This is a genomic window from Staphylococcus marylandisciuri, assembly GCF_025519785.1.
Lineage (GTDB): Bacteria > Bacillota > Bacilli > Staphylococcales > Staphylococcaceae > Staphylococcus > Staphylococcus marylandisciuri.
The window spans coordinates 1-14,867 of record NZ_JAOPKZ010000021.1; the positions used below are offsets into that span (position 1 = coordinate 1).

Annotated in this window: 16 protein-coding genes, 2 tRNA genes and 1 pseudogene; 5 read left to right on the forward strand and 14 right to left on the reverse strand. The window is 33.8% G+C overall.

Annotated features, from left to right (window positions below):
- Window positions 1-82: 82 nt before the first annotated feature.
- The 5 genes from N9R04_RS10935 to N9R04_RS10955 form a co-directional block, all read right to left on the reverse strand.
- Window positions 83-202, reverse strand: a complete 120-nt coding sequence (locus N9R04_RS10935; protein WP_262856672.1) for a class III lanthipeptide — start codon at window positions 200-202, stop codon at window positions 83-85.
- A gap of 118 nt (window positions 203-320) precedes the next feature.
- Complete coding sequence (locus N9R04_RS10940) at window positions 321-443, reverse strand: class III lanthipeptide (RefSeq protein ID WP_262856808.1); 123 nt, start codon at window positions 441-443, stop codon at window positions 321-323.
- Window positions 436-3,009, reverse strand: a complete 2,574-nt coding sequence (gene lanKC, locus N9R04_RS10945; RefSeq protein WP_262856809.1) for a class III lanthionine synthetase LanKC — start codon at window positions 3,007-3,009, stop codon at window positions 436-438. The genes N9R04_RS10940 and lanKC overlap by 8 nt, the downstream gene beginning before the upstream one ends.
- 62 nt (window positions 3,010-3,071) lie before the next feature.
- The gene (locus N9R04_RS10950; protein WP_262856811.1) at window positions 3,072-3,212 is read right to left on the reverse strand and encodes a class III lanthipeptide; all 141 of its coding nucleotides are present in this window, start codon (window positions 3,210-3,212) and stop codon (window positions 3,072-3,074) included.
- 11 nt (window positions 3,213-3,223) lie between these two features.
- Entirely contained in the window at window positions 3,224-3,820 is a 597-nt protein-coding gene (locus N9R04_RS10955) for a hypothetical protein (RefSeq protein WP_262856812.1), read from the reverse strand.
- Between the two features lie 375 nt (window positions 3,821-4,195).
- Here N9R04_RS10955 and N9R04_RS10960 point away from each other — a divergent pair, with 375 nt between their 5' ends.
- The 3 genes and pseudogenes from N9R04_RS10960 to N9R04_RS10970 all read left to right on the forward strand — a co-directional run.
- On the forward strand, window positions 4,196-4,324 hold the full coding sequence (locus tag N9R04_RS10960) for a hypothetical protein (protein ID WP_262856813.1): 129 nt from the start codon (window positions 4,196-4,198) through the stop codon (window positions 4,322-4,324).
- A 121-nt stretch (window positions 4,325-4,445) separates the two neighbouring features.
- Window positions 4,446-4,625 carry a hypothetical protein gene (locus tag N9R04_RS10965; RefSeq protein WP_262856814.1) on the forward strand — a complete coding sequence of 60 codons (180 nt, stop codon included), beginning with the start codon at window positions 4,446-4,448 and terminating at the stop codon, window positions 4,623-4,625.
- Between the two features lie 400 nt (window positions 4,626-5,025).
- Window positions 5,026-5,560, forward strand: a pseudogene (locus N9R04_RS10970) (transposase); the annotation flags it as partial.
- Here the strand turns inward: N9R04_RS10970 and N9R04_RS10975 are convergent.
- From N9R04_RS10975 to yycF, 9 genes are all read right to left on the reverse strand, one after another.
- Complete coding sequence (locus tag N9R04_RS10975; protein ID WP_262856815.1) at window positions 5,511-6,362, reverse strand: CPBP family intramembrane glutamic endopeptidase; 852 nt, start codon at window positions 6,360-6,362, stop codon at window positions 5,511-5,513. The pseudogene N9R04_RS10970 and the gene N9R04_RS10975 overlap by 50 nt on opposite strands.
- 38 nt (window positions 6,363-6,400) lie before the next feature.
- On the reverse strand, window positions 6,401-6,733 hold the full coding sequence (locus tag N9R04_RS10980) for a helix-turn-helix domain-containing protein (RefSeq protein ID WP_262856816.1): 333 nt from the start codon (window positions 6,731-6,733) through the stop codon (window positions 6,401-6,403).
- A 164-nt stretch (window positions 6,734-6,897) separates the two neighbouring features.
- Window positions 6,898-7,377, reverse strand: coding sequence for a 23S rRNA (pseudouridine(1915)-N(3))-methyltransferase RlmH (gene rlmH / locus N9R04_RS10985; protein WP_262856817.1), 480 nt, complete (start codon window positions 7,375-7,377; stop codon window positions 6,898-6,900).
- A 411-nt stretch (window positions 7,378-7,788) separates the two neighbouring features.
- Entirely contained in the window at window positions 7,789-7,998 is a 210-nt protein-coding gene (locus N9R04_RS10990; RefSeq protein WP_262856818.1) for a hypothetical protein, read from the reverse strand.
- 65 nt (window positions 7,999-8,063) lie between these two features.
- Window positions 8,064-8,864 (reverse strand): MBL fold metallo-hydrolase, encoded by an 801-nt coding sequence (locus N9R04_RS10995; protein WP_262856819.1) that lies wholly within the window; start codon window positions 8,862-8,864, stop codon window positions 8,064-8,066.
- A 349-nt stretch (window positions 8,865-9,213) separates the two neighbouring features.
- The gene (locus tag N9R04_RS11000) at window positions 9,214-9,993 is read right to left on the reverse strand and encodes a two-component system regulatory protein YycI (protein ID WP_262856820.1); all 780 of its coding nucleotides are present in this window, start codon (window positions 9,991-9,993) and stop codon (window positions 9,214-9,216) included.
- Window positions 9,994-11,334: a YycH family regulatory protein gene (locus tag N9R04_RS11005; protein WP_262856822.1), complete on the reverse strand. Its 1,341-nt coding sequence runs from the start codon at window positions 11,332-11,334 to the stop codon at window positions 9,994-9,996. It abuts the gene before it with no gap.
- A complete protein-coding gene (walK, locus tag N9R04_RS11010; RefSeq protein WP_262856824.1) occupies window positions 11,324-13,153 on the reverse strand; it encodes a cell wall metabolism sensor histidine kinase WalK in 1,830 nt (609 codons plus the stop codon). Before walK ends, N9R04_RS11005 begins: the two co-directional genes overlap by 11 nt.
- Before the next feature lie 12 nt (window positions 13,154-13,165).
- On the reverse strand, window positions 13,166-13,870 hold the full coding sequence (yycF, locus tag N9R04_RS11015) for a response regulator YycF (protein ID WP_262856825.1): 705 nt from the start codon (window positions 13,868-13,870) through the stop codon (window positions 13,166-13,168).
- Between the two features lie 326 nt (window positions 13,871-14,196).
- On the opposite strand from yycF, the gene N9R04_RS11020 reads away from it, so the two are divergent.
- Both N9R04_RS11020 and N9R04_RS11025 read left to right on the forward strand, forming a co-directional pair.
- Window positions 14,197-14,271: transfer RNA gene (locus N9R04_RS11020), tRNA-Glu, on the forward strand.
- Between the two features lie 6 nt (window positions 14,272-14,277).
- A tRNA-Asp gene (locus tag N9R04_RS11025) sits at window positions 14,278-14,350 on the forward strand.
- The last annotated feature ends 517 nt before the right edge of the window (window positions 14,351-14,867 follow it).

The following is a 14,867-nucleotide window of genomic DNA, read 5'->3' on the forward strand; positions in this document are numbered from 1 at the left end:
TTTTAATTGTACCTCTTTTGAAATTGTTTCTTGTTGTAATGATAAAACTTTATTCATTTGACTTCACTCCTTAAATTATTATTTAACAAATAAACCAACTTGAATGACTGCTATTTTTACAGTTTTGACTTTTTGAAGATTTTGCTTTTAATTGTACCTCTTTTGAAATTGTTTCTTGTTGCAATGATAAAACTTTATTCATTTAACTTCACTCCTTAAATTATTATTTAGCAAACTAACTAACTTACATAACTACTTTTTATAGTTTTGACTTTCAGTGAATTTGAATTTAAACTCAAATTTTCGACATAAAAATAGGTTTAGCAAAAGAACCAACTAGTATTACTTGAAGGAGCACATCCCCAACTAGCACTTGATTGTTCTCTACCTTTTTTCTTTCCAGATTTACTGCGCATTTGTTGCAGATCTAAAACTTTATTCATTAGTATTCACCTCCTTTTTTAAACTATCTAAATTAATAAACCTATTTATATTAAGTAGCGGTAACCATGAATAATGGGAACCATTCATAATATCGTGAATAACTGTCAATAAACCAGCAGAACCTGACATAAGATCCGATGAGATTCTGAAACAAGAATCTCCAGGGACATACACACTATCTTTTGTTTCAATTAAATGTAAATTTAATGTAAATAGAGATGAATTCACTAAATCTCTTCTATCCAAATAAGAATCTAATAAATGACTTATCGATAATATACCTGTAGTCCCTTGAAATAACCCAGCATTATAAAATGTTTTACTATGAGATATTTTTGCTATACCTTCTAACTCTTTAATCCATTTATTACTATATCGAATATTTTGAAGTTGAATTATAGGAATTGCTAATCCGCTGCCCCCACTAGATAAGTATGGAAGTATACGAAAATCATCATCTGTCTGAAATAATCCATCTTCATCAAACAATGTTTTTTCTAATTCTTTATCTAACATTTGTTCAGAGATAGTTAACCATTTTTTATTATCTGTGGCTTTATATAGGCTGGACATAAATAAGGAGGCTCCAGACCAACTAGTAAGAAAACCTTTATCAACTATGTCATAATCAAAGGTATGGATAGGGATATCATTTTCTAAATTCTTTTCAAGTAGTTCCCCTATTTTTTTACATTTATTTAAATAATCTTCTTCTCCAAATTCATAATAAATACCTAAGAATCCTAACCCTAAACCACTTAATCCAGATGCAATAGATATATCATGAATATTAGACTCAATATCTATTGTTTCAATCAGTTTTTTCGCTCTTTCTTTATAGTCAGTTTCAATTAAAACATTAGCTATGCCCATCTTCCCTGTATATAATCCATCCTCGAGATTCATTAACCTAGAATCTGCTAAATTTTCAATCCATTCATTGAATTTTTCATCCCATTCACCAGCCCTTTTGACAGCCATAATAACTCCAAATCCGCCAGTCAGTACATTCAATTTACCTGAATCCATTTCATATTGTCTTATATCGCCATGTATCAGTGACTCTTCACTATACAGATCACTTTTTATAGAATTTACTAGCTTTTCTTTTATAGAAACTAAATTGAAATCTCTAATTGAAGTTTCATCAGATTTTATAAATTCTTTCATAGGCAGTGAACTATATTTATCACAGATTACTTCTATTTTTTTAATAATTTTTAATGCTTCTGTTCCAAAAACTTTTTCAACCCAGCTATTATGTACTTCATCCAATTTATGTGATATATCTTGTACATTTCCTATAGGAACAAACATTTGTTTAGCAATTCTTAATACAGCAAACCAATCACTTTGTTCTTTACACATATTAGGGTCTCCTATAAAACCTGGTGTCATTACACTAGCAATAGGACCATTTAAAGGACCAGCAGTTTCAAAATCAATTAGCCTTACTTTTTCATCAGGTGTTATCATTATATTCGCTGGCTGAAGATCTCCGAAGCCAATACCAAAGCTATGGATTTCTTCTATAGAATTGATAAGTTCATTTAATATATTAATTGAAGACTTGACATACATATCATTCTTTTTATTTGAAGAAAATGGATAATTATTTACTATCCAAATAGATAACGAATTCCCTTGTATATGTTCTTCAACAATAAATTTATGTTCCCATGCTATGAAATCTTCATATATTCCAACTGGATACTGTGCCATTTTTAATTTTTTTAAAATTTCACCTTCATTTTCAAGTCTCTTGAAAGCATCTATATCATCAAAGTCAGAAGCTGTATGTGGTCTTCCTTCTTTAAGTATAACTTCACCCCATTTTTCATGATTAGCTAAATACACGCCTCCGCCATTACTAAAGTGTAGGGCTTCTTTTATATCATAATTATCTATACAAGTTTTCTCATATTCTTTTTTAGTTTCTTCTTCCATTCTTTTTATTGGTTTTGGCTCTTCGATAAAATCAGGTATACTATAAAATGGTTTTCTTTGATCTTCTATCAAGTTCCCATTTGGGTCCACTATAGCATCCAAAACCTCTCCATCATGATAAAAAGTTTTAGGCATAAAACCTCCGTATCTAAAATAGATATTACTGTCATACCATCTTTTATCGTTCAAAATATATGGCCCCTTAGGCAAATAAGACAACTTTTCTTTTAATTTATATAGTAAATCCACAAATTGCTCAGTTGATGACGGATATATAGTAATAAATTTACCAGAAGAACTACGATCACCATATTTAGAATCTTTTAACATTAATTCATGCATACTTTTCACATACTTAAAAGATACACCTTCATTAAACATAAGTTCAGCAACTGAACTTAGTGTTTTTTTGGCAGTTTTTAATTGCGTACTAATATGTATTTTCCAACCTTGTTCTGGTAAAGATTGATTATAGTTAGATATATTTGTCCAGTGATCACCAGTCATTTTTGTATAGTTAGTTGGTATAAAATCTAAATTTATCATTCCTTCATTTATATTAGTAGGTCTCGTATAATAACAGCTATCATTTATGTATTTGACATATCTATAGTCCATATTTTCATCTCCAAATTCACACCAACTGAAATAAATTTCAGTCGGTGTAATTTACTTCTCTACTATTTTCCTCCAGGGAAAACACATAAAATAATACTAGCGCTGCTTTGTTTCTTACACATAACACTTGCATTTGAAGCCTGATGGTTCGATGATTTTTTCGAACGCATACTTTGTAATTTTAAAACACTATTCTTTTCCATTTTGTCACCTCCTAAAACAGTGAATAACACATAAACTCTTTATTTTTCTGTGTTAAATCTTCTGTATATTTGAACATTTCCTGTATATAGTGCCCCCAGTAAGGAGCAAATGTAAGCCTTTTCTTTTTTTTGAATGAAAGGCTCGTATTAGATACCTGATATAACTTATCTTTACCTACGTAATACCACGGCGATCCAGAAAGTCCTTTTTTAGTTTTTATTTTCACGCCAATCATACTAGAGTTATATAAATCATCATTAAAAACATTTCTATTGTAAGAAACAATTTTATTTATAAATAAAATCTTTTTCTGATATGTAACTAATACTTTTCCAATTCTACTAATACAAAATTTGGGATGTATTTTATCATATCTATCTTCATTAATTTTCTTAGGGATTAATATAGCAGTATCAAAATCCAATATACCTTGATCAATCCACTTTCTACTTAAAATAATATAATCTATCTTTATTTCATTACCTAAGCAATCAAAAAAGCAAATACTTTCTGAAAAACACTTATTATACCATTCGTATACACTATGAGCTGAAGTGATTATTAACGGACTATCTCCCCAAAATACAATTGAAGCATTTGAAGTCATTTCTTCATCATTTATTACAACTTTTAAAATACCAACATTTTTAAATGTTATTTTTCACCACTCCTTATCTTTTACACGATACTATATTATTAAAGTATAATTAACACAATACTATTTCAATAAAAATTATAAATTTTCTTAAAAATTGAATAGTGTTATATAAGCTACCGTTCTATATGCTATAGCTAAATATATTTTTGAAGTTTTTTTAAAAAGCAGTGTTAGTTTTAAATACATCATGCTGAAATTGTAAAGTTGATAAAAATAACAATGCTAATTAAGTACAAACAGAAGAAAATGATTAAAAAACTAAGAATGGCATAGATTATACTGGTGAATTTGTTTCTACTGCAGAAGAGGAATAGTATAAAAAAGATGTTATGGCTAATCTGGTGGGGGGCTACAAATGGAGAAAATACAGAAGAAAGCTCACCTAAATATATAGCTGAAGATGCTAAAAATATGTCTGATAATGAATTCTTAAACACTAATAAAAATGTATGATTGAAGAAGCAGCTGCCACTGTTGATAGTAGAGCTGAAGGTTCTGGAAATTATATTGGTTATTTAAGAGGTCAACTAGAAGCTCGCGCCAATGGCCAATATGGCAATTATTAAATTTAAGAATGAAAAAATTATTAATTACAATAACAATAATTGCCATTCTAGGCATATTAGTCTCTGTAGGATTTTTCGGATACAGCAAATTTCAAGAAGTAGAGTTAGAAAAAGACATGTTACAAGATCAACAAAAAATAAATGGCGATAGTGATTCACAAAGTTTTAGTGAACCAGTTAATAATTAATATTATTTTAATAATGATGATGAAAACAGATACAATAAGCTATCTAAAAATCTTATTTTGAAATCGACATGAAGTGATGAAACTCACATTTTATTGAATCATAATTCAATAACTCTTGAAATTAATAAATACCCTTTAGAGTAAAAAATTATTGCTCTAACCGTATTTATATTTTTTGTGTTTTAGTCATTCCTATAGTTAGCATAATAGCCACTATCAACACTACACAAACATCTTCTGTAAATATCCTTGTTTATGCTCTTCCAAAAACATTTTGTAAGCCATTACAACCATCCTCTATCTCGGTCACAACTAATAATAATATATAAATAGGCTTAATAGTTGTAATTTTTATATGCTTAAATATCCCACTTTATAAAAAATATAAATTTCGATATAAAGAGATTTTAAATTATATGCATGTGATGATTGTTCAGAATGTCTATTGAAAAATTATTGTATGAAATCAAATTTAAAATCGAATAAAAAGTTAATGAAGAATTATAATTGGGAATACTTCAAATCACAAGTTAATCAAAAGCTTTCAGAACCAGAAACTAAAAAAAGTCTATAGTCAAAGAAAAATTGACGTAGAACCAGTTTTTGGTGTTATGAAGGCTATTTTGGGTTTCACTCGAATGTCGGTTAGAGGCATTAGTAAAGTTAAAAGAGAACTTGACTTTGTATTAATGGCACTTAATATATGAAAAATAGTAGCTCAACGAGCTAACTATCAACAAAATAATAATGAAAAAGGCAATTTCTATATTATTACAATAGAAATTGCCTCTTTCTCTCTAGTCAAAGACCTTTATGTCCCAGCCTCATTACTTTTTTTCTTATTAATTATTGTTTTTGGATATTTCAAAGTTCACTATGTAAGACTTAGAGTAAATTCATTTCCTTTGAATTGTCTCTATTTATATATTTATTAAATAAAAGTATTGCAGTTATTAAAATATATCCAGAAATCGAAATGAGTGAAGCATCCATGCCATAATCTCCACCAGTTATTAAAATATTATTATTATTTATTACATATTGAAAAATACCATAGCCTATTTTGCTATTTGAAATAGTAAATAATCCCCATAGATTCCAAAATGCATGTAGTAAGATACTCGCCCAAATAGAATTGTATACATACGTGGCTGTTGCATACATAATACCGGCAAGTGTGCCAGCAATGATAAGTAAGTAACGATCCATACCTACTAATTCTCCATTAAACAAATGAACTACACTAAACAATATTGAAGTCACTATGACCGCAAATACTATATTAGTTTTTTCTTCAATATATTTCAAAAGTACGCCTCTAAACACAATCTCTTCTACAAATGGAGCAACTATACCCGTAATTAATATACCTTCAATAAGCATTTCAACATAATCCTTAAAAGACTTATAATTAGTCATAATTAGGTTTCCTGGTACAAAAATGTAGTAAACAACTACAACTGTTAGTGGTAAGAAAAATCCTAAGATTAAACATAGTGGATAAATTCGAAAAGACGTTATCCTATAATATGATAATGATTTTTTCAAACCTTTATTTACTAGTATTTTTATAAGCAAAATAGCGACAGCAAGATAAGTCACTCCATGCAACACATATTCTATTGTATATAGATCGAATACATGCCATAAAATACCCAAATTTTGTGCAAATACTGAAATTATAAATAACAATAAACTCATACCAATTATCTTTAAAGTAACAATAAAAAATTTCATACAACTACTCCTTAATATTAATTAAGAAGACTTATATATTAATTGAAAATTTGAGACAGTGTTCCACCGACAATTAATAAAATTATAATTATCACCCACCATTTTTGAGATGCAAATTCCCAAAAGTTCATTGGTCTAGACACACAATTTTCATTGACATTTACCTCATCATTGCTTTTACCATTAACCAAATTATCAAGACTAATCCCAAATAAAACCGCTAAGTTATTTATCATTTGAATGTTAGGTTCAAGCGTCCCCTGTTCCCATTTAGAAACCGATTGTCTTGTTGTATTTAACTTGTCGGCTAACTCCTCTTGAGTTAGACCAAGTTCTTTCCTATGCTTTTTTATTTGCTCTGCCATTTTCATATATAAGCCACCTCACAATCAAAATATCAATTTATGTAGTAATAGTATGCATATAATTTAGGACATTAAGTAACTATATTAGATCATCTAGTATAGTAATCCGAGAATTAGTATTTACAAAACAATCCAGTTTGTAGCATATAAATAAAAATTTAAAAACCACTTCACTTATGATACGCTTCCCCTCGCATAATCTTAAATGACCGATAAATCTGCTCAATTAAGACGACCCGCATCATTTGATGGGGAAAGGTCATCTTACTGAAGGAAAGGGCGAAATCACTGCGATTTAACACATCGGTGTGTAAACCATGTGACCCTCCAATTACAAATGTAAAGTCACTCTGTCCTTGTGTCATTCGTTGATCTAGTTGTTTCGCTAGACCTTCGGATGTTAACATCTTCCCTTCTATTTCTAATGTAATGACGGTGGTTTGTGGCTTTATTCTATTTAATAAACGCTCGCTCTCTTTCGCTTTAACTTGTTCAATTTCTTTTTCGCTAAGGCGTTCTGGTGCTTTCTCATCAGCGACTTCGATAATGTCTACTTTCGTATAGCTACCTAAGCGTTTTTCATATTCAGCTATAGCTTGCTTCCAAAATTTCTCTTTTAATTTCCCTACAGCGAGAATAGTGATTTTCAATATTAAACCTCCTAAACTTGTTGAAGATACTACAGTTATCCAAGTTATCCACAAGTTATTCACTTGTTCACAGTATTCCCTCTTAATTATAGCAATTATACATATAAACTTTTACAAAATTTAAGGTTTATACAAAAAAAAGTGATTATATCTTGTGAATTTGTGGATAAGTTTGTGTATAATGTGGGTATTTTACTGTGAATTATTCACGTTTGTTAATAACTTCCCCTTATTCAGTGGATAACTTGCAGACGGTCTTACATTTTTATTCAATCTATTTACTTTAGCTTTACAATATTAAGCTGCAAAGTACCTCTAGCCTTATTCAGCTAACTATTATTTTATACATTGGTTAATTGTAATATACACCAAGGTTATTCTCACTTCAGTCTTACACGTGAACTCCCTCTTTTACTCTATCGCATGAGGTTGACACATAAAGTTTCTGTGCTCTGGGCAACCGATGGACAGCGTCCGAAAAGTAGGATGGTCGACAGAGACGCTCACGACTCGGGAGCGGGACAGAAATCTAATTTGAATAAATAGATTTCGTAGTCCCGCCCCGGCAAGGATGACTGGAATTGAAAAAGCTTGATACAAGCGCGTTTTCAAATCAGTCATCTACTGCCCATATGCTGAAAGAGGCTGAGACATTACATTATGTCTCAGCCTCTTATCATCGTTTATTACAGAGTATAAATAGGTGTGGGTTGCGCTTTGTCGGTATCGCAGAGCAAGACTTCCTTCTCTGTATCAATATCTTTCTCATTGAGCACTTGGCCCACGCTCATACGTGCTAAATCTTTCATATTATTATCCTGAGAAAGGTGAGAGAGATAGATACGCTTCGTATTTCGAGTAATTACATCCGACATCGCTAGCCCTGCGTCTTCATTAGAAACATGGCCGACGTCGCTCAAGATACGTTGTTTCGTCTTCCAAGGATAACGGCACATACGCAGCAAATCTACATCATGATTACTCTCAAATATGTAGGCATCGCTTCCACGTATAATCCCTTTCATTCTATCTGACACATAGCCAGTGTCAGTTAATATCGTGAATTTCTTATAATTATTATGAAAGACATAAAACTGCGGATCGACGGCATCATGTGACACATTGAAGGATTCGATATCGAACCCTGCAATTGATTTCGTTTCATACGGGTTAAAGATGAATTTCTGATCCATTGGAATGCGACTATCCTTTTTCTCAATTTCAGACCATGTTTTTTCATTAGCATAAATAGGTAGGCCGTATTTACGAGCGATTACCCCTAAACCTTTAATATGATCTGAGTGTTCATGAGTGACGAGCACCCCATTAACATCTTTAATATCTTTATCTATCTGATCAAATAGTCCTTCTATCTTCTTTCCTGTAAGGCCGGCGTCCACTAACAAACTGCCTTTATCACTTTCGACATACGTGGCATTACCTGTACTACCACTCGCTAGGACACTCATTCGTATCAAGCGATTCACCCTTTCTAAATTACCGTCCACTTGAGTTACATTTTTTGATTTTTATACTTCCCGCATACTACGTGCACTGACCTGTCAGTCTGACCTCGTACGCTAAATTGTTCCTCACATGCTATTCTTGGATGAGTTTATAATTTATGTTGAGCTTTTATTGCTCTCTCTGTAATTGGCACTTATTATATACTATACCAATTTAGAAACTGCTCAAGCAACCAACCTGTCTTGAATTAGCAATTCTGTTTATCTATAAATTCAACAATAGCTATCGAATAGAGAGGGCGGAACAAAAGCGTTTAGTATTTGAGCAGAACCGATGTTTTGTGCTTGATTGACGCTCGCCTTGAAGCAACTATTCTTTAATGATCTTTGGATTATCTGAGATAGCTTCGACATAATATGTCTGTATCTTATCTTTATGCTGCACAGTTATTTCCCAATTAGCTTGGAGTACTTGTACATTGGGCTCACGTACAACAGTATAATAACCTAATCGCACAAGCTTAACATTATCGTATCGTTTCAAGTATTGATTATAATACAGAGCTTCTAGTGCTTTTTTCGCACTTATGACTTGCTTCATATCATTGTTCTCGCCTTTAGAAGGTTCTATCGTTTTCATCGCTGATTGAGTATAACGTTCTGCCTTGCCGTCTTTAAGCGTAAAGTTGAGACGTGCTTTTTTATTATTCATGATGGGATAGCCATCATACGTTTGTTCAAAGGTTGCTTGTTTGCTATCTATGTGATTTAGCCGAAAGTGGTCGCCATCATAGACAGAGCTTTCGACGTAATTCTTTAGTGGCTCGCTATCCTCTTCACTAGCTGGTACGTGATCTTTTACGTCCACTTTTAAACGTGCCCCATCATCTACACTACTCTCATCTGTCTTTCGTCTACCTTCTGATGAAAAATCATTCGAGCGAGCAGTTAATAATTGCATCTTCACGCCATCTACACTTGGAAGATCTCTCGGCAAATCGATTTGTTCTTGCTTAAAGTTGACCTCATTCTCTTCTTTACTTTCATGGATATGGGATTTCTTGACCTTATCTACATATATAACGATTAAACTGAGATTGACTAGAATAAATACGGCAATGAACAAAGTCTTCGCATATTTCCAATTCATTTATTCTAGCCCCCCATCGTTATCGTAAGCGTACCACTTTCCATCATATTCAATATACCATTGAGGCGTGAATTCACTGTTGCGTTGGACTTCGATATCGTCTTTGTCTGGTTGGTCTACACGTTTGTATCCGATTGTGATATTGCTTACTTTTTCAAAGTTAATATCAGGGTTATTAGCAAGAGAAGCACGTACTTTCTCAGCACCCGGTAACTTGCTTTGTTTCTCACCACTATCGATAGTCACGTTAGATTTCAGTAACGCACACTCATAACTATAAATGCCTCCGTCACTCCAAGAAACGTTGATAGAATTCAAATTATCGCGGTTAAATGTAGGACGTCCGTTGAGGAACATCTGATAAGTTAGCTGTCCCGTCTTATTGTCTGAATGGAAGAGCCTAAAGTCATCAGTGAAACCGCCGTGTTCATTAATATAATCAAACGTACCAGGAATCGTCTCATGCATATTCTTAGACGTCGCTTTATCTTCCGACAGATTGTTGTACTTATACTTCTCAGTTTTATTATCGTAATTAGCTACGCCTGTATTGTTGTTGTAAGTTGTGGCGCCATTTTTCGCACTGCGCACGACGACCGAATCATTGAAGAGGACGTTGTTCATCTTATCTACGTTGATGTGGTTGTATATCGTGCGGTACGACTTCAAATTCTTTGGTGATTTAGGAGCGAAGATATGAGTGGCACTATCAATCGTATCCTTATTTGTAATCATCTCTACATAGGGCTCCATATCTTTATGCAGTGACTTGACCGTCTGATTCACTTTACTCGTCTTCGATGACAGTGTCATACGAACGACATCGTGACGATTCTTACTAATTGCATACAGTTGAATCTTCTTATCTTGAGATTCATCAATTATTAAGCGATTAAACTTGAAATGTGTAGGGACTTTAGCACTAATATTTAGTACATCGCCGAGATACGTAGCTAGAGGCATGTCGTAAGTGAAATCTAGTACTAGAAATTCACTGCTTAAGTCAGGAATAATTAAATTGTGTTCACTATGCATACGATCTGAATGAGTGACACGCTGGTTCTCAATAGGCGCTAGGACGCGCTTAACATTCTTTCGTTTAGCAGCCATACCTTCTGGATGGTCTTTCTTAGAATGAATAATTTGATAAGGCGTCACGACTTCATTCATTCGTGCACTATTTACTTTACCAATAGCTTGAGACGAACTTTCTTTACTGTTATCTTGCTTTTCCACTGTTTGAAGGTCTGGCGTAAATTTCCATGTCATGTAGGTCAAGACGAGACTCATAAGGACAAGCAAAGCGAGTATCACTGTCTTAATGTGCTCTTTACTCCGCATCCCAATCACCATCTTCTATAACTTCACAAGGAAGCGTTATAAAGACCGACGTGCCTTGTCCTTCTACACTGTTTGCCCATATGCGGCCGTTGTGTGCTTCGACTATTTCTTTAGATATTGCAAGTCCTAGTCCTGTACCACCCATCTTCCGCGTACGTGCTTTATCTACACGATAGAAGCGGTCAAAGATCTTATCTACTTTATTGATAGGGATACCTATGCCATTATCTTTCACACGGATAGTCATGCGGTTATAAACAGCGTTTTGTTTCACGTGAAACTCAACACGTTTCTTACCACGAGAGTATTTCATCGCATTGGTAATGACGTTATCAAACACTTGTGTCATCTTATCTGGATCTATCTCTGCAAAGATCGTTTCATTTGGAATTTCACGCACAAACGTCGTATCTTTAGCTGACATTTCATGTCGATTAATAATCTTATTAATGAACATATTGAAATCGACTATTTCTTTCGTAATTTGATCTGACTCGTTGTCCATACGAGAGAGTTGTAATAAATCATTGACGAGTCGAATCATTCGCTCCGTCTCTTCACGAGTGACTTGTAAGAAACTTGGCGCGATCTCTTCGTCTTTCCATGCACCTTCTTCTAGTGCTTCTATATAACTATTCATTGAGGTTAATGGCGTACGTAGTTCGTGTGAAACATTCGCAACGAATTCGCGACGTTCCCGTTCTATTTGTTGTTGTTCTGTGACATCATGTAACACCGCAATATACCCCGTCACGAAACCTGTTTCTTGCACGATTTGACTAAAGTTAATCCGAGCGATAATATCTTCTGTTTCATTGATATCTAACAAGAAGCTATCGTTATTTTCTTGAATTTCATCTAGTGAGAAATCTTCTTCAAGCTTTAAGATATTAAGCATATGCTGCCCAATAATTTCCTCTTTCACCATACCCATCATCTTGAGTGCCATATCGTTGACGATGCGCACACGGCCGCGGCGGTCTGTGGCGATGATACCATCGCTCATGTGGGTGATAACAGAATCGAGCCGGCGCTTCTCACTTTCAGTATTAGCTTGAGCTTCTTGGACGCGTTTAGATAGATTATTAAAGGCTAACGCCAGTTCACCGATTTCATCGTTACCATATATCTTAACGCGTTGAGTATAGTTCCCTTTAGACATTTCAATCGTCTGATTACGCATATCCGTGATAGGTTTCGTAATTGTACGCGCAATGAAGAAACCTAAGATAATAGTAATGATAAGAGAAATTGCAGTACCGACGATAAAGATTTGATTAATATTGTTAAGCTGATCGTAAACATTATTGATATCGGACTCAATGTAGATATTACCAATCGTGCCTTTATTCGTTTTTACAGGTAAGTTATACACCCATACTCGTTGCTTTCCATTCCCGTAATCTTTGAGCACCGTGTGACTATTTGATTCACCGAGTGAAAGTGCTTTTTGAATGGAATTATCATTCACTTTTTGATTGATAAGACTACGCGTAGACTGCTTTGAGGTTGCGACGATAATCTGATCATTATCGATGAAGCGTATCTCTTCAATTTCTTGACGGTTCGCATATTCATTCAGCAAATTCTGAACTTCTTTCTGACTGTTGACAGACTTATCTTCTTGGTAAACCTTTTCTATCCCCAGCTCAATTTGTTTCGCATATTGTGAGATGTTGCTTTTGAATGTTTGCGTCTGTTCTTTTTCAAGGCTATTGGTAAAGTACAAGCCGATAATCTGCATACCGATAATAATGAGTAATACATAGACAATTACTAGTTTGGTGTGTAAGGATTGAAACTGCTTAAGCCACTTCATGTTGAACGACCTCTAGTCATGTTGTTGAAGGAAATATCCAACACCACGGCGCGTAACAATATATTCTGGATGAGAAGGATCATCTTCTATTTTTTCACGTAAACGACGTATAGTAACATCCACGGTACGCACATCACCAAAGTAATCATAACCCCAAACAGTTTGTAAGAGATGTTCACGTGTCATAACTTGACCCATGTGTTTGGAGAGGTAGTGGAAGAGTTCAAACTCACGATGTGTCAGTTCGATATCTGTCCCTCGTTTTTTAATAGAGTAAGCATCTGGATATATGACGATATCTTTAATTGTAATATCATTTGAAGTGTTGTCGTCCACTTGCTGAGCTGGCTTGGAATAATGACGGCGTAAATTAGCCTTCACGCGCGCAATTAATTCACGCGTACTGAAAGGTTTCGTAACGTAATCATCTGCACCAAGTTCTAAACCTAACACTTTATCAATTTCTGAGTCTTTTGCGGTTAACATAATGATAGGCATTTCAAACTTCTTACGTACTTCGCGACACACTTCCATACCGTCTCGTCCCGGTAACATAATATCTAAGAGAACGATATCTGGTTCTTCCTCGTATATTAAGTCTACTGCGTCGTTACCGTCATAAGCACAGTGAACTTCATACCCTTCTTTTTTTAAATTAAATTCTAAAATGTCTGCAATTGGTTTTTCATCGTCAACTACTACAACTTTTCTAGCCATAATTTAAACCTCATTTCTCAATTGTAGTACTTACACTTTAAATATCTTATATGTCTCTATCTTATAATTTACCATTATTATACTGCTAATTCTATGATTCAAATAAAAAACTTAAATTAGTAATTAACTCATGATACCACTGCTGAAAACTAAACTGAAAAATTATGATTTTCAATAAGTTGATATACTAATTATTGTAGCCCAAAACCTTTTATTCTCGTTGTTTTAACCCATACGCTAAAGATTATTAATTTCTTTAAAAAATTGTTAAAAAGCGCTTGTCATCTTTTATAAGAGTTGCTATAATTTATCTTGTGCTTAAGAACGGCTCCTTGGTCAAGCGGTTAAGACACTGCCCTTTCACGGCAGTAACACGGGTTCGAGTCCCGTAGGAGTCACCATTAATTGGTCCCGTAGTGTAGCGGTTAACACGCCTGCCTGTCACGCAGGAGATCGCGGGTTCGATTCCCGTCGGGACCGTAGATGTTCACCCAATAGGGTGGGCATATTTTTTTTTGCATTCTTATCTTCTATCGACCCTCTTACTTAAAGCTTCAATCCACTCATCAATCTAAACCTAACTTCAAGCAGACGCATTTATTTCAACTACTTAAAATATGTACTTGCCACTCACATTTAAACCGTTTATCCCTCACTGTCTTATCTATTTCTCAAGATTTTTAATACCGCTTCATTCATCCATCTAACACTGATCTCTACAGTTTAAATTAATACTTTTCATTAGAGGAAAGGGAGCGGGACAGAAATCTAATTTGATTAAAAAGATTTCGTAGTCCCGCCCCGGCAAAGATGATTAGAATTGAAAAAAGCTTGATACAAGCGCGTTTTCAAATCAGTCATCTACTGCCAAGATGTTGAAGAGGCTGGGACATAAAGATCTTTGATTAGAGAGAATAAGGCAATTTCTATTGTAATAATACAGAAATTGCCTTTTTTACTATTATTTTGACTATAGTTAGCTCGTTGAGCTACTACT